Annotated in this window: 13 protein-coding genes; 2 read left to right on the top strand and 11 right to left on the bottom strand. The window is 63.6% G+C overall.

The window, feature by feature from the left end:
• The first annotated feature begins 6 nt into the window (after window positions 1-6).
• Together F8A90_RS11625 and F8A90_RS11630 are read left to right on the top strand one after the other, a co-directional pair.
• Window positions 7-768 (top strand): sulfite exporter TauE/SafE family protein, encoded by a 762-nt coding sequence (locus F8A90_RS11625; protein WP_200017263.1) that lies wholly within the window; start codon window positions 7-9, stop codon window positions 766-768.
• Window positions 768-956 (top strand): hypothetical protein, encoded by a 189-nt coding sequence (locus F8A90_RS11630; protein ID WP_200017264.1) that lies wholly within the window; start codon window positions 768-770, stop codon window positions 954-956. The genes F8A90_RS11625 and F8A90_RS11630 overlap by 1 nt, the downstream gene beginning before the upstream one ends.
• Before the next feature lie 290 nt (window positions 957-1,246).
• Here the strand turns inward: F8A90_RS11630 and glmS are convergent, their stop codons facing one another.
• The 11 genes from glmS to F8A90_RS11685 form a co-directional block, all read right to left on the bottom strand.
• A complete protein-coding gene (gene glmS, locus F8A90_RS11635; protein ID WP_200017265.1) occupies window positions 1,247-3,205 on the bottom strand; it encodes a glutamine--fructose-6-phosphate transaminase (isomerizing) in 1,959 nt (652 codons plus the stop codon).
• A gap of 208 nt (window positions 3,206-3,413) precedes the next feature.
• Window positions 3,414-4,760, bottom strand: a complete 1,347-nt coding sequence (locus F8A90_RS11640; RefSeq protein ID WP_200017266.1) for a UDP-glucose dehydrogenase family protein — start codon at window positions 4,758-4,760, stop codon at window positions 3,414-3,416.
• A 724-nt stretch (window positions 4,761-5,484) separates the two neighbouring features.
• Window positions 5,485-6,435, bottom strand: a complete 951-nt coding sequence (locus F8A90_RS11645) for a glycosyltransferase family A protein (RefSeq protein ID WP_200017267.1) — start codon at window positions 6,433-6,435, stop codon at window positions 5,485-5,487.
• Window positions 6,419-7,174, bottom strand: a complete 756-nt coding sequence (locus tag F8A90_RS11650; protein WP_200017268.1) for a glycosyltransferase family 2 protein — start codon at window positions 7,172-7,174, stop codon at window positions 6,419-6,421. The genes F8A90_RS11645 and F8A90_RS11650 overlap by 17 nt, the downstream gene beginning before the upstream one ends.
• The gene (locus tag F8A90_RS11655; protein WP_200017269.1) at window positions 7,167-8,441 is read right to left on the bottom strand and encodes a glycosyltransferase; all 1,275 of its coding nucleotides are present in this window, start codon (window positions 8,439-8,441) and stop codon (window positions 7,167-7,169) included. The genes F8A90_RS11650 and F8A90_RS11655 overlap by 8 nt, the downstream gene beginning before the upstream one ends.
• A 1-nt stretch (window position 8,442) precedes the next feature.
• Complete coding sequence (locus F8A90_RS11660; RefSeq protein ID WP_200017270.1) at window positions 8,443-9,960, bottom strand: polysaccharide pyruvyl transferase family protein; 1,518 nt, start codon at window positions 9,958-9,960, stop codon at window positions 8,443-8,445.
• 150 nt (window positions 9,961-10,110) lie between these two features.
• Entirely contained in the window at window positions 10,111-11,472 is a 1,362-nt protein-coding gene (locus tag F8A90_RS11665; protein WP_200017271.1) for a hypothetical protein, read from the bottom strand.
• A complete protein-coding gene (locus F8A90_RS11670; protein WP_200017272.1) occupies window positions 11,469-12,536 on the bottom strand; it encodes an EpsG family protein in 1,068 nt (355 codons plus the stop codon). Before F8A90_RS11670 ends, F8A90_RS11665 begins: the two co-directional genes overlap by 4 nt.
• Window positions 12,537-12,538: 2 nt before the next feature.
• Window positions 12,539-13,834 (bottom strand): sugar transferase, encoded by a 1,296-nt coding sequence (locus tag F8A90_RS17590; protein ID WP_233593303.1) that lies wholly within the window; start codon window positions 13,832-13,834, stop codon window positions 12,539-12,541.
• Window positions 13,835-14,032: 198 nt separating this feature from the next.
• Window positions 14,033-16,396 (bottom strand): GNVR domain-containing protein, encoded by a 2,364-nt coding sequence (locus F8A90_RS11680; protein ID WP_200017273.1) that lies wholly within the window; start codon window positions 16,394-16,396, stop codon window positions 14,033-14,035.
• Window positions 16,397-16,469: 73 nt separating this feature from the next.
• A complete protein-coding gene (locus F8A90_RS11685; protein WP_166018459.1) occupies window positions 16,470-17,669 on the bottom strand; it encodes a polysaccharide export protein in 1,200 nt (399 codons plus the stop codon).
• Between the last annotated feature and the right edge of the window lie 152 nt (window positions 17,670-17,821).

The raw sequence follows: 17,821 nt of genomic DNA on the forward strand, positions 1-17,821 counted from the left end.
GACTTCATGGAGCCTTGGCAACTTGTCGCCATCATGGTGAGTCTGGCACTCGCCAGCTATATCCAGACCCTGACCGGTTTTGCCTTCGGATTGATCGTGATGGGCCTGCTGGCGACCCTTGATGTGCTGCCCATCGAGAGCGCCGCGTTGCTGTGTACCCTGCTGGGCCTGTTCAACAACGGGATGGCCATGCGTGGGCACTGGCGAGAGATCAATCCGCGTCTGGCACGCCGCCTGCTTGTCACCAGCCTGCCAATGTTGCCGGTGGGCTATTTCCTGGCGGTCTGGCTGGGTAGCGAGAGAGCCCCGCTGCTGGGCATGTTGCTGGGCATCGTCATCCTGATCGCCTGTCTCGCCCTGCTGGCTCAACCGGGCCCGCGTGCCACGACATCGCCACGCTGGCACTTTCATACCGCGGGTGTTCTGTCAGGCCTGATGGGGGGGCTATTCGCGGCCAATGGCCCGCCTCTGGTGGTCGTGCTCTATCGTCAGCCGATGACCCTGATCGCCATACGCTGCACGCTGTTCGGTGTCTTCATCGTCACCGGCATCGTGCGCATGGGCCTCAGCATCGCGGCCCCGGGGCGTATCGGCGACACCCTGCCCCAGCTGCTGCTCGTGGGTCTGTCGGGTGCCCTCGTGGTGATGCTCTTCACCGAGCTGGCGCGCCGCTTCCCGCCGCCCTTGAGTGACAATCGTCTGCGTCAGGTCGCCTATGCCATTCTGCTGGTCTCGAGTGTCAATCTGATCATCAAGGGCCTGGTCTGATGTCTCAGCCTCCACCCGCACAGGATGCGGCTGATCCCGCGGACGATGCAGGCTTCATCGAACTGTCAGAGAGCACGCTTGAGGCCATCAAGGCGGCGGGCAGAAAGCTCGATGAGGATGTGCAGGCGGGACGTCTCCCGGCGGGCAGCTCGCGCTGGATGATGGCACCGTCAGGGGAGCGCTTCTGACTTCGTCATTCCAGCCCAGCCCTTGATGAAGAGGCTGATGAAGCCTCTGATGACGACTCTGATGAAGAGTCAGAACCAGACGCCGACGCGCATCGCCAGTCACCGATGATGCGCTTCTGGCAGCGTCTGCTGGCTCATGTGAAGCGCTGACGAGCATTTCCAGAGATCCAGTTCTCGAGAAAGCTCGCGACAAGGCTCTCGATATAGCCTGCAACAAAAAAGGGACTGCCCATGGGCAGTCCCTTTTGTCTTCTGCATGTTGTCTACTTCATGGCCTCAAACGCAGTCGATCACTCCACCGTGACACTCTTGGCCAGGTTGCGCGGCTGATCGACATCGGTGCCCTTGAGCACAGCGACGTGATAGGAGAGCAGCTGCAGCGGCACCGCGTAGACGATCGGTGCGAGGAAGCGGCACACGCCCGGCACGGTGACGACGTGAACCCCTTCACCGGCCTTGAGGCTGACTTCCGGGTCGGCGAACACGAACAGCTGGCCGCCGCGGGCGCGAACTTCCTGCAGGTTGGACTTCAGCTTCTCCATCAGATCATCCATCGGCGCGACCGCCACCACCGGCATGTCTTCGTCGATCAGCGCCAGCGGGCCGTGCTTGAGCTCACCGGCCGCGTAGGCTTCGGCGTGGATATAGGAGATTTCCTTGAGCTTGAGCGCCCCTTCCATGGCGATGGGATACTGGCTGCCACGCCCGAGGAACAGGGTATGGTGACGGTGCATGAACTTCTCCGCCAGCTGCGCGATTTCCGTGTCCAGCGCCAGGGATTGCTCGATCACGTGCGGCAGGTCCTTGAGGCGCATCAGCAGCTGACGGCTCAACAGGTCATCCGCCTGTCCGTCGCTCTTGGCCTGACGCAGCGCCAGGGTGGTCAGCATGAGTGCTACCAACTGGGTGGTGAAGGCCTTGGTAGAGGCGACACCGATCTCCGGCCCTGCATGGGTCAGCAGTGACAGGTCGGATTCACGCACCAGCGAGCTTCCGGCCACGTTGCAGATGGCAAGGCTTGCCAGATAGTGACCGGCCTGCGGGCCTTCACGGTTGAGCTTCTGGATGTCGCGCAGCGCCGCCAGTGTATCGGCGGTCTCGCCGGACTGGGACAGCGTCAGGAACAGCGTGCCCGGCGCCGCGACGCGCTCGCGATAACGGAATTCCGAGGCCACCTCGACCTGGGCCGGAATGCCGGCGACCTCTTCCAGCCAGTAACGCGCCACCATGCCGGCGTGATAGCTGGTACCACAGGCGATGATCTGTACCTGACGCACATCGGCGAACAGCTGTGTCAGACGCGCCACATCCACGACCTGCTTGCCTTTCTCGGCGCCGCTCTCGTTGCCAGCGCTGGCGGCGAGGAAGGAATGGCGCGAGACATCGAAGGCCTCCAGACGCACGCCTTTCGGGTCCAGTCGCTCGGCCAGCGTGCGCGACAGCACACGCGGCTGCTCCATGATCTCCTTCATCATGAAGTGGCGATACTCGCCCTTGCCGGCAGCTTCGACGCTGTGTTCGTAACGCACCACTTCACGCGTGACCGGTGTCAGCTCATCACGATCGCCGGTACGTTCCAGCACCTGGATGCCGTTGGGGCTGATGGCGACCATGTCGCCTTCATCGAGATAGATGAAGCGATCGGTGACCGGCAGCAGCGCCAGCGGATCGGAGGCGATGAAGTGCTCATCGATCCCGACACCGACCACCAGCGGGCTGCCCTGGCGGGCACCAACCAGCAGTTCGGGGTTGCGCTGCTCCATTACCGCCAGCGCGAAGGCGCCATCGAGACGCGCGGTGACCGCATTGACGGCCTCCGGCAGTGCCAGGCCGCTGCACAGTTCGCGATCGACGAGGTGCGCGACCACTTCGGTATCCGTCTCGGACGTGAAGACATAGCCAGCGCCTTCCAGCTCGCCGCGCAGCGCTTCGTGGTTCTCGATGATGCCGTTGTGCACGACGGCGACCCGCTCACTGGAGAGATGTGGGTGCGCATTATGCTGGGCAGGACGCCCGTGGGTCGCCCAGCGGGTGTGCGCCACGCCGATGGCGCCGGACAGCGGCGCCTCACGCAACTCGTCTTCCAGCGCACGCACCTTTCCCACGGCACGCGCACGACGCAGTTCACCGGCAGGGTCGATGACCGCCACGCCGGCGGAGTCATAACCGCGGTATTCGAGGCGATGCAGCCCCTCGATGAGAATCTTGCTGATATCACGCTGAGCCAGACCGGCAACGATGCCACACATGAGAAATTCCTCTACTGCATGCCACCCTCATGAGAGAGGGTGGCATGACTGAATGGATGTCTTTCAGGGAGTGCGTACGCAGATCAGGTACGCGTGCTGAATCTTCCAGCGACGTTCAATGCCGGCTTGAGCCTTGATGTCTGAGCATTGACGCTTGAGCACTGGCACTTGAGCACTGACGCCTGGACTGTGATGCCAGGCCGCAAGCTCAAGCCTGATTCAGCAGCAGGGTGTCGCCGCGGCCGACCGCGTAATACATCAGGCCAGCGGCCTTCATGGCGGCGGGCTCGAACAGGTTGCGGCCATCGACCACCACCGGGAAGCCGAGCTGCGCCTTCAGCCACTCGCCATCCAAGGTGCGGAATTCCTTCCACTCCGTGCAGATCACCAGTGCATCGGCGCCCTTGACGGCCTGCTGACGGTCCGCGACCAGCACCAGCTCATCGCGCTCGCCGTAGATGCGGCGGCATTCCTTCATCGCTTCCGGATCATAGGCCTGCACGGTCGCACCCGCCGCCCACAGCGCTTCCATCAGCGTGCGGCTCGGCGCATCGCGCATGTCGTCGGTATTGGGCTTGAAGGCCAGCCCCCAGACGGCGATGGTCTTGCCCTTGAGGTCGCCATCGAAGGCTCGCGACAGCTTGTCGAACAGCGTGACCTTCTGGCGCTTGTTGACGGATTCCACGGCGGTCAGCAGCTCGGCTTCATAACCGATCTGACTAGCGGTACGTGCCAGCGCCTGAACATCCTTCGGGAAGCAGGAGCCACCATAACCACAGCCCGGATAGATGAAGTGGTAGCCGATGCGCGGGTCACTGCCGATGCCGCGACGCACTTCCTCGATGTCCGCCCCCAGGCGCTCGGCCAGATTGGAGATCTCGTTCATGAAGCTGATCTTGGTCGCCAGCATCGCGTTGGCGGCGTACTTGGTCAGCTCGGCAGCACGTACATCCATGAACATCAGCTTTTCATGGTTGCGGTTGTAGGGGGCGTAGCATTCACGCATGCGCTCACGCACGGCTTCGGAATCGGTGCCAACCACGATGCGCGCGCCACGCGTGAAGTCGTCCAGTGCCGCACCTTCCTTGAGGAATTCCGGGTTGGAGCAGACATCGAAATCGACGCTGGCACCACGGTCCTTGAGCACGTCCTTGACCCGCGCCTTGACGCGGTCCGCCGTGCCCACCGGCACGGTGGACTTGTCGATGATGACCTTGTAGTCATTCATGTGCTCGCCGATGGTGGTGGCGACGGACAGCACGTACTTGAGGTCGGCACTGCCGTCTTCGTCCGGCGGCGTGCCCACGGCGATGAACTGCAGCACGCCATGTTCGACGGCTTCACGCGCGTCGGTGGTGAAGCTCAGGCGACCGGCTTCAACGTTGCGCAGCAACATGCCTTCCAGGCCCGGCTCATAGATGGGAATCTCGCCCTGCTTGAGACCCTCGATCTTGGCGGCGTCCACATCCATGCACACTACGTCGTGGCCGACGTCGGCCAGGCAGGTGCCCGTGACCAGACCGACATAACCGCTTCCAAAAATCGTGATCTTCATTGATGTCATCCTTGCTGGCCTTGTCGCCAGATCGTGTCGTGATACTTGAAGTGAAACGAGGTAATGACGGCTGAATCCTGTGCACATCTGACGGCTTTCCAGCGACAATCGAGGCGGACTCCAATGGCATTTCGCCATCAATTCCTGCTCTCTCGGCTCTCTCTCAGCTCTCTCTCGGCTCTCTCTCAAGAGATGTCTTCGCAGGCGGAATATCTCGCCTTTCTTTGCCGAAAATGAAATGCCGACAATGTCCTGTGCAAGGAACTCAACCCCCATTGAACCGCGATATTTCGTGACAGCGGCGCGAGGTTACCCAACCCACGGGCCAGGCGGCTCGCAGGGTGATTGCAGGCAGACTGCAGTTAGCTCGCAGAGATAAGACGCGCTGCTTGAGTCAGTGACGGGCAGCAATCGCTGCCCGAAGTGTGGCTCTGTTATAAAGCAACTTCGTGAAAAGTCATCCTGTCGGGCGCAATATGATCCAAAACATGACCCTAGATAACTTGTGACTTATCTTTCTGATCTTGCCTGTCGCAACCTCCCTCATATGCCGCTCGATCAATTGACTACCCGAGCGGCAATGGCCACCTCATGGATGGCCATGCCTTCGCGCTAGAGCCGTCATCAGATGAGAGCCATCAGCCAATGAGAGCCATCAGCCAATGAGAGCCATCAGCCAATGAGAGCCATCAGCCGATGAGAGCCATCAGCGGTGCGGCGGCCATCAGCGAAAGTAATGCTTCGCGAAGGTTGCCAGGTGGCCATGCTTCATGGCGACCGGCGCCTTGCGCAGGAAAAAGGCCAATGACAACGGCGAGAAACGACTGCCGGTGGCGCGGGCAAACATGCGCCCCTTGGTGCGCGCCTTGGCCGGCGTACTGTAGAAGTCGCTGCCGGAGGTGACCCCCGCATGAGCGACGATGCCCAGATTGGCACGCATCAGACGCGCGCCCTGACGACGCGCATCGCTCAGCACGATGAACTCCTCGCCGGAGGGTTGATCGGTGCCCAGGCCGAACTGTTCATCAAAGCGTGCATGGAACTGGCAGAGATCCAGCGCCATGTCCACCGAGCGCACGCGCGCCAGTGACATCAGACTGTGGGTCTTGAAGGACACCGGCGGCGCAGGCCGATCCGGGTCCCGCTCATGCAGCGGGAAGGCCTTGACGTGAGGGAAGCTGATCGCGGCCGCTTCGGTGCAGGTGAAGGCTTCCATCACCAGCGCGACGGCCTGGGGATGCAGCTCGATATCGTCATCCAGCACATAGGCATAACGCGTGGCACAGGCGGCCAGCGCCGTGTTGCGGCTCTTGGACAGCCCTCGCCCGTCGATCGCCAGGTACTCGAAACGGCTATCGAAATTGGCCAGCGCGTACTCGCGATATTGCTCGCGGCGCGCGGGGTCAGACAGCTGATGCACGATCAGGAAACGCGCCCCGGGCAGCGCATCATGACGCGGCACGCTGTAAAGGCCATCATCCAGCGTCGAGATCAGGAAGGTCAGCTCCGGCACCTGGCGACGCGCGCTGTCATCCACCTGGCGTGCCCCGACCAGCACACGCGGGCGCGAATCGAGGGTCGGCTGCGCGCTTGCATCGGCGTGGCGGGAAGCCGCCGTGGACTCGGTGGAAGGTGTCGCGGACGCCGCGACATCCTGTTCAACGATGTTTTGCATAACCGTTCACCGCGTAATGGACAAAGTTGCGACTGGCGCTGATCACATCCATCCCCAGCACCTCACGATACAGGCGCCACTGGTAGGCGGCGGCCTTGAACTTGTTGGACGACACGCTGCTCTCGCGACGCGTATAGCGCGCCAGCGGTTCCGGCATGCCCTGCGCCGGGCCCAGCTGACCGATGATGATCAGCCACAGCGCCAGGTCCTGACGCTTGCGGATCGTCGGCATGTAGAAGCGCCCGTAGCGACCGGCGTCATAGATGGCGGTCAGACACCCGATGGAGTTGGAGCGCAGCATGTCGTCACGCGTCAGGCGCTCGGGCGGCGCGAAGTACGAGACGTGCTCGCCCTGCTCATCGACCATCTCGTAGCCGGTGTAGGAAAGCCCGGCGCCGGTGTCCTGCATGAAGGCGATCTGGCGTTCGATCTTCTCGGGCAGCCAGGCATCGTCGGCATCCAGAAAGGCGATGTAGCGGCCCTTGGCCTCGGCGATGGCACGGTTGCGTGCCCGGCCCGGGCCACCGTTGGTGTCGGTTTCCAGCACGCGGATCTCGACGCCAGCGGTGTCCAGCGCCGCGAAGTCGTCACGCAGACGACTGGCAGTACCATCCGGCGAGGCATCGTCGCTGATCAGGATCTCGCGTACCGGCTCGCTCTGGGCCAGTACCGAGTCGACGGCGGCATGCAGGCGGCGGTCATAGCCGTAGTTGGGCATGATGACGGAGACATCAGCCATGGACCTTCTCCTCAAGCGGCTGTCGCTGAACGCGACGCGAGTGTGTGTCTGGGCGCGTGTCTGCGGATGAGTCCTGACGCGCCTGCTCGCTATCCAGCGCATCGCCGGGCGTCGGCGGCGCGAGACGCGAGATCAGACGCTGATATTGCGGCAGCACCGCGTGTGCGCTGTAGCGGTCAAAGCTCTGCCAGGCACCGTTCGAGAGGCGCAGCAGAAGCTCGTCATCGAACTCGAGGCGCGCCAGCTCGTGGGCAAGCTCCCCGATGATGGCGGCATCCTCACTGCCATCCGCTTCCGCGCTGAGCATCCCGTCGCGGCCATGCTCGATCAGCGCCAGCGGGCCGGAACGCACCGGGCGCGACAGGCACGGCAGTCCCTCACGCTTGGCCTCGATCACGTTCATCGGCAGGCATTCGCGCTCCGAGGTCAGCAGCAGCAGGCGTGCACGCCGCAGCTCGGGGGAGACATCCCTGAGCGCGCCGGTGAACAGCACCTGAGTGCCGGCAGGCACCGTGCTGTCGTTGGCGCCCTGGAAGGCACGCAGGCCCAGCTCGTTGCACAGCGCCAGCAGACGTTCACGCTCCGGGCCGTCACCGACCACCACCAGGCGACCGCGACGATAGCCGGAATCCGCGAAGGCACGAATCGCCAGATCGAGGCGCTTGATCGGCGCCAGACGCCCGACCATCACCACATCGACCTGATGCTCGCAGCCGCTGCGTGCCTCGTCCGCCCGCTGGTCATCCAGATAATTGGGAATCACCGTCGGCGTGAGGCCGCGGCGACGCCAGCATTCGGCATCGACCTCATTGAGCACCTGCAGCACATCGAGGTGGCGATAGGCCAACTGCTTGACGATGCGTTTGGCACGGCGGTCGTGGTGATAGGCGCTGTGCTCCTGGGCGATGATGCGCGTGCGCGGACGCGGACGCCCCTCACCATCGACGCCACCGGTACCGCGTGCCGCCAGCTGCGCCGCCAGATGGAAGGCGAAGTAGCCACTGACCATCACCTCGATCCGCTCCTCCAGCATCAGGCGACGCAGATGCGTCACCCAATGGCGGAAGTTCTGGCGCGTGCCGGTGGCCGGCAGCCCGAGGGTGCGATATTCGACACCCTCCAGACGCCCCCAGTAGGGCTCGCCTTCGCGCACCGAGACCAGCGTGACCCGGTGGCTGGCGCTCAGGTCCCGCGCCAGACCATGCATCACCTTCTCGACGCCACCACAGGCGCTGATGTCCTGAATCAACAGAGCGACATGTGCCATATCAGGCTCCTCGCACGACAGGCTCGTTGTCCGCCGTGTCGTGCCCCGAGGCCGGTGCATCTGCGGCCACGGCAGCGGCCGCCGCGTCATCGGCCGCCTCAGGGGTGGTTGACCTGGGTGCCGCCGGCGTCGGGAAGGCAGCATCATTGAGCTTCAGTTCACGCTGGCCCCAGACACCGGCACGTCCCGGTGCACGGCGCAGGAAGTCACGCGTGATGTCGGCGGTGATCGCCAGCTTCTCGGCGATGACGCGCTCGGCCAGCGCCGGGAAGGCCTTGTCGGCGACCAGCGCCTCGATATCGGCCACGATGCGCGCCGGGTCGAAGTTTTCGATGTCCTGCACGCTGTCGCCGAGACCGAAGTCACGCATGATGCCCGGCGCCTTGGGCCCGCAGTAGGACAGCGCGTAGACCGGCGTGCCGGACATCAGCGCGAAGATGACGGAGTGGAAGCGCGTGCCGACCAGGAACTGGGCATCGCGGTAGAGATCGACCAGCGCATCCGGGCTCGGGTCGCCCTGCACCAGCTCGATGCGCTTGGCCAGGTCTTCACCGCCGTCAGCGGCAGCCAATGCCTTCTGCAGGTGATCGAAGACCAGCTGGGAGATGCGCTGGTCATTCTCGATATCGGTCGGGCCCAGCACATGCGGTACCACCAGCAGGCGCTCGATGCCCAGACGCTCGCGGGATTCCAGCAGTGAGCGTGACAGCACCTCGACACGTTCGGCGAAGGCTTGCTGATCCAGGCCCCACCAGTCGCGCAGGGTGATGACGGCGTACGGCGAGGCCACGCCATTCGGCGCCTTGACCTCACCGTGCTCGTCACTCGGGCGCGGCGCCATGGCGAAGGCCATGTCGGTACCCAGCAGCGCATGTGGCAGCTTCGGGTCGGCCTTCTGGGTCATGGCGTGGGTGATCTCCTCACGCGAGACCACCAGGCAATCGCTCAGGGTGCGCAGGAAGAAGCGCTCCTGGGCCGGGGTCTTGAACGGGCCGAAGGAGTGACCCAGCAGCAAGACGCGCTTGCCTGCCTTGCGGGCCAGCATCACCGGCGCCAGATAGCCGATCAGCGCCAGCCATGAGGACAGCGTCTTCTTGAAGCTGCCGTTGTGGAAGATATGACCGCCCTTGACGACCACCAGGTCCGCGGCGTCGATGATGTCGTTGCCACTCTTGCCCTGCTTGCCGAACATCATCTTGGCGCCCAGGCCGAGCAGCGAGGTCACGAAGCGCAACTTGTCACGCATCGGCGGCATCAGCGGCTGGCCGACGGTGACGCGTTCACGGTAGCGGCGACGGATATGGCGGAAGGGCCCGCGCTCGGTGGCGAACACCTGATCGTCGATAGGCAGGATGTCGATGCGGTGGCCTTCGGCCTTGGCCACACCGGCACCGGAGACATCGCTGCGGCCCTGTTCGGCATCGATCAGCTGATCGAGAAAGTCGATGGTGCCCATCAGGATGGCGGAGTCGCCCTTGTTGTCGTCATGCCATCCGTGCGTCATGCATATCTTGGCCATGCTGTTCGTCCTTCTGTCCGTAATGTCGCGATTCGGAACGCGCGATGCCTGAGGGCTGTGTCCAAACGCCTGGCATCGCCGTCATGTCATCAACCGGAAGGCGCAGATACTGACCTTCCGATTCCTGCTGCGCGTGAGGCCTTGTCAGGCTCAGGCACTCGCCGCAGCGTTGTCTTCGTGTGCCTTGCCACTGCGGGAGAGTGATGGCTGGAAGAGGATCGCCATCGCCAGCATCACCACTTCGGCAGCAACCGGCACACACAGGAAGAGACTGTAGAGATCGACGCCCAGAAGGCTGCCGGTGTCGCCGGATGCGTTGCCCAGCGAGTGATTGAGTGCCGCGATCGCAAGGCCGCCGCCGACCACCAGGGTGGCGCCGGTGCTCTGGCACAGCAGACGCTTGCCGTTGAGGCGCAGCGCGGCCAGACGCGTGAAGGCGCAGGTGACGAAGGCGTGCACCAGATAGACCAGCGCGAAGGCGCGCAGCGTCAGGGTCAGACGCGGGTAGGCGCCGCTCAGGAAGTGTTCCGCCAGCCACGGCGCGACCAGCGCCAGCCCTCCCGCCACCGGCAGCGCGAAGCCACTGGCGATGACCAGATACTCCTTGAGGCGCGCATCGCCGTGGGTCAGCTTGGGCAGGTAGTAGCGATACAGGCTGGTGGGGAAGACATAGAGCGCGAACACGATGGAGGTCACCACCGAGACACTGGCCACCTGAGCGGGCGCAAACGCCAGCCCGGCCAGAATCACCCAGGCCTGCAGGTAGGCGAACGACATCAGGTTGTTGTAGAGAAAGCCGCGACCGCGCGCGAAATCGGCCTTGCTCGGCAGGCGACGCTGGCTCGCGGCGTCGCTATCGACCGCCTGAGCATCTGCCGCTGCATCATGTGACAACCACATGCCCAGCAGCATCACGATGACCAGCGCGATGGCGCTGACCATCACGAAGGTCGGCACCGGCGCCAGGCCGAACATGCCTGCGGGGGTGGTCATGTCAGCGCTGAACTCGGCGCCGGTCACAAGCGCGATGCCCTGATGATAGAGCGCCGGGCCTGCCGCGCAGGCGACCGCGATCGCCACCGCCAGCGAGATCAGCACCGTCATCAGATTGACGCGACCCAGGCGTTCCTGACGCTGCAGGCGTGAGTTGATCATCTGCAGACCGACCTGCTCCGCCGCGGCGCGCAGCGCACAGAAGGCGAAGATGAAGGCCGACAGGCCCAGCAGCGGCGCGATGCCGACGGCGAAGCCGATCGCCAGCAAGGCATACAGCGAGATACCGACGCCCATCCAGCGGCGCAGCGCCGCGCCACTGGCGCCATCGCGGGTGACCAGCAACACCTCGTTGCCACCCATGCGCGCCAGTACGCCCAGCAATACCGCGTAGTTGAGGGCCAGGGCGTATTCACCGAAGGCCTCCGGTGCCACGGCACGCGCCAGCAGCAGGCCCGCGGCGGAGGACAGGCCGCGCGCCATCAGATTGAACAGCGAGAAGATCAGCGCTTCGCTCATGACTGGCCTCCGTTGCCGACGACCAGCGCTTCATCGCTCAGGAAATAGAACTCGTAGTTGTTCAAGAAATCGTGGTCCTGATTGCCGGCCGCCACCTTCAGCGACATGAAGAACAGCGCCATCATCAGCATGCCGCTGATCAGGCTGGGCAACAGCTTGTCGCGGAAATGCTCGATGACGTCACAGATGACGAAGATGGCGAACGGCAGGAAATAATAGCTGGCACGTGCCACATGCTCACCGTAGGTGATGAACAGGGTGTAGAGCGCCACGCCGATGAACATCAGGTTGAAGGCCCAGGGGTCCAGTGACAGGCGGAAATGCTTCCACAGCACCAGGGTGCCCAGGCAGATCAACAGGTAGATGACGTAGAGCTTCTCGCCACCGCCGGAGAAATCCTCGAAATAATGCGCATACAGGCCCAGCGCACTGAGAATGCTCTTGGCCAGCGGCCCGGCCACGAAACACAGTGGCAGCAGCCCCAGGTAGAGCCAGAACGGGTAGGCACGGCGCAGCAGCGGATAGATCACCAGCAGAGGCAGATAGAGTGCCAGGGTGTAGTGGAAGCTGGTGCCGACGAGCATCAGCACCAGCGCGGGCAGCCGCATGCCACGCTCCAGACACGCCATCGCCAGCAAGAACAGCGCAATCGCCACGTGCTGCTTCACGAAGCCGAAGGCCGACAGATAGATCAGCGGCAGGCAGACGAAGAACAGCAGACACCAGGCCAGATTGCGACGGCTCATCACCAGTGCCGAGACGAAGCACGACACGTAGAGGATGGCGGTGATGATGAAGAACAGCTGCGGCTCGCCCCAGGCCCGCGCCATGCGTGCCAGGGCAGCAGGTGCGGGCTCGAGAAAGCTCAGGTCGACCTGCCAGGTGGCCATCTGGCGGTACGAGAAGTAGTCGTACCCTGCGTCGTAACGCAATGCCATGAACGCCAGACACAGCCCACCGGCCAACCAGGCACCCACCAGGCGGGTGCGCTCGTTGGCGGCCAGCGGCAGGATTGCCACCAGCAGGGCCATGAAGCCGACGTAATAGCCACTGACGGTCAGCATGCTCAGCGTGCCCCGAAGCCGGTCAGCATGGTCTTGATGGTACGGCCGACGATCAGCAGGTCGAGCCACACGGAGAAGCGCTTGATGTAGTAGAAGTCGTGCTCGAGCTTCTCGCGGGTCTCATCGGCGTCAGAGGCATAGCCCTGAGTGACCTGCGCCCAGCCGGTGATGCCCGGACGGACCACGTGACGGTAGTTGTAGAACGGAATCTGTTCGGCGAATTCATTCACGAACTTGACCTGCTCCGGACGCGGGCCGATCAGGCTCATCTCACCCTTGAGCACGTTGATGAACTGCGGCAGCTCATCGATGCGGGTCTTGCGGATCACACGACCGATGCGCGTGACACGCATGTCATTGGCCTGGGCGAACTGGGCGCCGGTCTTCTCGCTGTCGTGGCACATGCTGCGGAACTTGAACATGCGATACGGACGACCGCCCTGGCCGACACGCTCCTGCACGAAGAACACGCCACCCGGCGAATCGAGACGGATCAGCACGGCGGTCACCAGGCAGATCGGCAGCACGAACGGTGCCACGGCGAGCACGGCCAGCATGTCGAACAGACGCTTGAACAGCTCATATTCACTGTTGGGGGCCAGCTGACCGAAGCTGTTCTCACGCACCTGATCGAGCTCGACACGCCCGGTCAGCGACTCGCGGACTTCGCTGGCGTCATAGACCGGAATGCGATGCAGCACGCAGTTGGCCAGGAAACGCTGCCATTCTGCCGGCATGTCGGCTTCCAGGTCAGCGACCACGCCGTTGTAGCGCTCTTCGCCCAGGTCCGGCGCGCGCATCAGGTTCCAGCGTGCCCCACGGGTGGTGAACAGGCTGCGATAGTCACCGAAGGGCACCACGGCCAGCTTGCGGATGCGGGTGCGCTGCTCGGCCCAGAAACCGACGGAGCAGATCAACATCGCGGCAAGCCACGAGCTGCCCAGCACGATACGGCTGAAGCGGAGATCCAGCGCGATCAGCACGCTCATCGCCAGCAGATAGCTGATGGTGATGGCCGGCAGCACGTAGGCGAAGGCCTTGGCACCGGGGTAGCGCGACATGTGACGAATCGCCTGCAATGCGAGCAGGAAACCGCCGCTGGCGGCGATGACACTGTGCATGCGCATCTCGCTGACCCACGGGCGCAGGCCATTGATCAGCAGCAGCGGGACACCCACTGCCAGAATCAGACCGACGATGGCCTGACACAGTGAGTTGAACATCAGTCGCTCGTACATGCGGGAGTGGCGCTGACGCCCTTCCAGCCCGGAGCTTGCATGGTTCGTCGTAGTATTCATATGCCGTTACCCCCTTGGCTTGCGTTCGTGTTGTGGTTCCGTTCATCACGCTCGGAGCCGCTGGCGCCGTCGCTCGACGGCGTGCTACCCGATGCTTCACCCGTAGTGCCTCGGCTCTCGCCTCGACTGCCGATCCCCACTGCCAACGAGGCACGCAGTCTCAGACATCGGGTTCGCGGGCTCTTTTGCAAGTGGCTGCTAACCCTTGGCGCCACCCTGGTACTGATAATCGTGATAGCTGTAGCCATAGCTGTAGGTCGTGGTGGCCTTGCGCTCGACCGCATTGAGAATCGCGCCATCGACCTGCACACCACTGGAGGCGAAACGCTCCAGCGCCGCTTCGATTTCCTTGGGCGAGTTATGCATGAAGCGCGTCACCATCACGCTGACACCACACTGCTTGCCGACGATGGCGGCATCGGTGACGGCCAGGATCGGCGGCGTATCGACGATGACCATGTCGAAGTTGGCGCTGGCCCACGACAGCAGGTCGCTGAAGCGTGACTGCAGCAGCAGCTCCGACGGATTGGAGGGCGAGGTACCACGCGCCACGTAGCACAGGTTGCTCGGCGCACCATTGGCGGCCACACCTTCGCCAAGCGCCGCAGAGGCGGGCTCGGACATCGCCAGACTCGGATCGGTGATGCCACGCACGATGCTGTCACGGTCGGCCTTGCCGAGCAGGAAGTCGCTCAGGCCCGGCGCGGCGTCACTGTGCTGGACGCCAGCCATGCTCTGGTGGACATGGCCACGGCGCATGTCGGCATCGATGACCAGTACCCGATTGCCGGCCTGGGCGCAGACGGCGGCCAGGTTGGCGGACACGAAGCTCTTGCCGATGCCCGGGCTGGGGCCACAGATCATCAGGCGATTGTCGGGGGCTTCCATCATCGCGAAGTGCAGGCTGGTGCGCAGACCGCGCAGGCCCTCGATGGAGAGATCCGCCGGATTGCGAATCGCCAGCAGCCCCGGCGCGACATTGTCATTGGACGCTGTGGCGACACCACGACCGGTGAAGCGCTTGAAGCCACGCGCCAGACGACGATTGAGGCGTGCCTGCTCTTCGGAGAGCGGCAGGGTCGCATGGACATTGAGGCCCAGATCAGACAGCTCCGAGGGCGTCTCGATACCGCGATGCAGCAGGGAGCGCAGCAGCACGAAGACCACCCCGAGCATGCCGCCCAGCAGGGTCGCGATCACCACGATCATCGCCTTGCGCGGGCTGATCGGATGCGGCTGTGCGACAGCCTCGTCCAGAATGCGGATATTGCCGATGGTGCTGGCCTGGGCGATGTTCATTTCCTGGGTCTTGTTGAGCAGCTGCACGTAGATCTGCTGATTGACCTCGACTTCACGCTCCAGACGCAGGATTTCCTGCTGGGTGTCCGGCAGATCACCGACCTGCTTCTCCAGCTCCTTGCGGGTCTGCTGCAGGTCCGCACGCTTCTTGCGCAGCGCCACGTAATTGGGGTGACTGGGATTGAACTTGCCGGACAGCTCCGCTTCTTCCAGCTGGGTCTCGTTGATCTGATTGTCGATATTGACCAGCTGCTCGAGCACCGACTTGGTCTCGAGATCCAGATTCACGCTATCGCTCTTGCCGCGATAGGCATTGAGACGGTTCTCGGCCACTTCGAGGCGCTCACGCACCGTCGGCACCTGCTTCTTGAGAAACTCGAGCGACTTCTCGGCTTCGGCGGACTGACGCTCGATGTTCTGCTGCTTGTAGGTATCGGTGATGCGCTGCAGGGTCTGCTGGGTGCGCAGCGGGTCTTCGCCGACCAGCGCCAGGCCCAGCACACCGGTTTCCTTGCCCATCTCGGCCACCGCGAAGCGCGAACGCAGCGCGTTGGTCGCTTCCAGAGTCGACTGATGCATCAGCGTGAATTCAGCGCCCCTGGCCGCGTCCAATGCGCTGACCTTGAGCGTCACCTCGCCCAGCGGGCCATCAAAGCGTGAGGCTTCACCGACCACACCGGTGCCCAGCGCATCGCCGTCGTACTGCAATTCGTACTCACCGCCCTCTCCCAGCGACACGAGCGTCAGCGGCACATCGTCCCAGGCCGCCGGCACTTCGAGACTGTCCACGTCGATCGACTCGCCAGCCCAGACCATGCTGGAACCGGCAAGCCAGCTCGGACGCACGAATTCGTGGGTGCGCAGGAAGGTGCCGATCAGCGGGTACTGATAGGGCTTGACCACCAGATCCAGCTGTTCCTTCTTGACCGTCTCGCCCAGCACCAGACGAGAGGTGATGATCTGGATCTCGGACTCGGACGGTGGCGCCTCGCCACGCAGCAGGCTGGAGACATCACGCAGCGGGTTCATGTTGCCGCCGCCCTCCTCGACCTGCACCAGCGCATCGGCCTTGTAGATCGGAGTGGCCAGCAGCGCGTAGAGCACCGCCAGCACGGTGAAGGTGCCGGTGATCAGCGCCAGCGTCAGACGGCTGTCATACAGCTGGCCCAGCATGCGGCCGAGATCAAGACTGGTGCGCGCGGGCACGCTTGACGACTCGCTGGCCGAGGCCTGACGCGTGGTGTGGGAATTGCGGTTCGACATCGTTGGGTCACTCTCCTGGTGTCCTGCCCGGCCACGGCGGTGCCGGGCAGGGACGCCTTGACGACCCCTCGCCTTACTGGCCGAGGGTATCGAGGTTGTCCTGGATTTCGGTGCTGTAGTAGATGGAACTCACCGTCGGCAGCAGCTGGGTGATCACACGATTCCAGCGCGAGACCGGTGCGGCGGTGACATAGACGACGTCCTGCGGCTTGAGACCGAAGTCCGCGCCCAGAATCAGCGCCGTGGAATTGCGCGCATCCAGCTGATAGACGGTGGCCAGCTTCTCGGGGTCTTCACGATCACGACGGATGACGAAGATGCCCGACGCATCGGCGGAGTTTTCCTTGATGCCGCCGGCACGCGCGATGGCATCGGTCAGCGAGATCGGGCTTCTGCCCAGCGGCAGGCTGATGGACTTGTCCACCTCGCCCATCACGAACACCTTCTGGGTACCGACATCCGGCACGTAGAGGGTGTCGCCATCCTTGAGCAGGCGGTCATTGCCCGCCTCATCGGTGGCGCCATTGCGCTCGGCCAGCAGCTCATAGAGGGAGATGGTGGTCTCTTCGCCATTGCGCTTGAGCACCACGTTGTGCCAATCGGCGTCTTCGGACAGACCGCCCGCCGCCGCGATGGCATCCAGCAGGCTCAGCGGCACATCGCTGATCGGTTGCACGCCGGGAGACTGGACCTCGCCGGTGATCCGCACCTTCTGACTGCGGAAGGCGGCGACCTTGACGTCGATCTGCGGCGCATTGAGGTAGGGCTGCAACTTCTCGCCGAGATCACGGCGAATCTGGTCCAGCGTCATGCCACTGACCTTGACGCGACCGACATAGGGATAGAACAGCGTGCCATCGGCGTGCACGACGTTGCCGGCTTCCTGCGCACTGCGCTCGGAACCCGTCGGCAAGGTCAGCTCGGGATGGTCATAGACGATGATGGTCAGGATGTCGCCGGGGCCGACACGGTACTGATAGTCCGGTGCCAGGCTGGCGCGCGTGCTGCTGTTGAGCTCCTGGGTCAGCGCCTTTTCAAGCTCACGACGCTGCCTGTCATCGCCATTGGACTGGCGTGATTCGGCGTCTGCGCGCGCCTGGGCCTTGATCAGGCCAAAGGTGATGGGCTCCACATCGACGATGTCGTCCACCGGCGCAGCGCTGGTGTCGTAGTCGATGTTGCCACCGGGGGCGAAGACGCACCCGGCGAGCCCGGTGAGGGCGCCGATGCTCAAGCTGGCGCCCAGAAGTCGTGCTATCAGTGCATTTTTCATCTGAAGTCCGTTGAGTCGACAGGCCCGACGACCCGGCACCCCAGTGCCATGATCATCGCGCCTTCCCCCGCCGCACATGGCCGCCGGGATGGATTCGATAACGTCTTCAGTTCCTGCTGCGTCATGCGTGTCGCCGGCCTTGCCTGGCGTTC

Source organism: Cobetia sp. cqz5-12, assembly GCF_016495405.1.
Lineage (GTDB): Bacteria > Pseudomonadota > Gammaproteobacteria > Pseudomonadales > Halomonadaceae > Cobetia.

Excerpts from the sequence above, each read along its gene's own strand:
- F8A90_RS11625 (WP_200017263.1), top strand. The coding sequence starts at position 7 with ATGGAGCCTTGGCAACTTGTCGCCATCATGGTGAGTCTGGCACTCGCC.
- F8A90_RS11630 (WP_200017264.1), top strand. The coding sequence starts at position 768 with ATGTCTCAGCCTCCACCCGCACAGGATGCGGCTGATCCCGCGGACGAT.
- glmS (WP_200017265.1), bottom strand. The coding sequence starts at position 3,205 with ATGTGTGGCATCGTTGCCGGTCTGGCTCAGCGTGATATCAGCAAGATT.
- F8A90_RS11640 (WP_200017266.1), bottom strand. The coding sequence starts at position 4,760 with ATGAAGATCACGATTTTTGGAAGCGGTTATGTCGGTCTGGTCACGGGC.
- F8A90_RS11645 (WP_200017267.1), bottom strand. The coding sequence starts at position 6,435 with ATGCAAAACATCGTTGAACAGGATGTCGCGGCGTCCGCGACACCTTCC.
- F8A90_RS11650 (WP_200017268.1), bottom strand. The coding sequence starts at position 7,174 with ATGGCTGATGTCTCCGTCATCATGCCCAACTACGGCTATGACCGCCGC.
- F8A90_RS11655 (WP_200017269.1), bottom strand. The coding sequence starts at position 8,441 with ATGGCACATGTCGCTCTGTTGATTCAGGACATCAGCGCCTGTGGTGGC.
- F8A90_RS11660 (WP_200017270.1), bottom strand. The coding sequence starts at position 9,960 with ATGGCCAAGATATGCATGACGCACGGATGGCATGACGACAACAAGGGC.
- F8A90_RS11665 (WP_200017271.1), bottom strand. The coding sequence starts at position 11,472 with ATGAGCGAAGCGCTGATCTTCTCGCTGTTCAATCTGATGGCGCGCGGC.
- F8A90_RS11670 (WP_200017272.1), bottom strand. The coding sequence starts at position 12,536 with ATGCTGACCGTCAGTGGCTATTACGTCGGCTTCATGGCCCTGCTGGTG.
- F8A90_RS17590 (WP_233593303.1), bottom strand. The coding sequence starts at position 13,834 with ATGAATACTACGACGAACCATGCAAGCTCCGGGCTGGAAGGGCGTCAG.
- F8A90_RS11680 (WP_200017273.1), bottom strand. The coding sequence starts at position 16,396 with ATGTCGAACCGCAATTCCCACACCACGCGTCAGGCCTCGGCCAGCGAG.
- F8A90_RS11685 (WP_166018459.1), bottom strand. The coding sequence starts at position 17,669 with ATGAAAAATGCACTGATAGCACGACTTCTGGGCGCCAGCTTGAGCATC.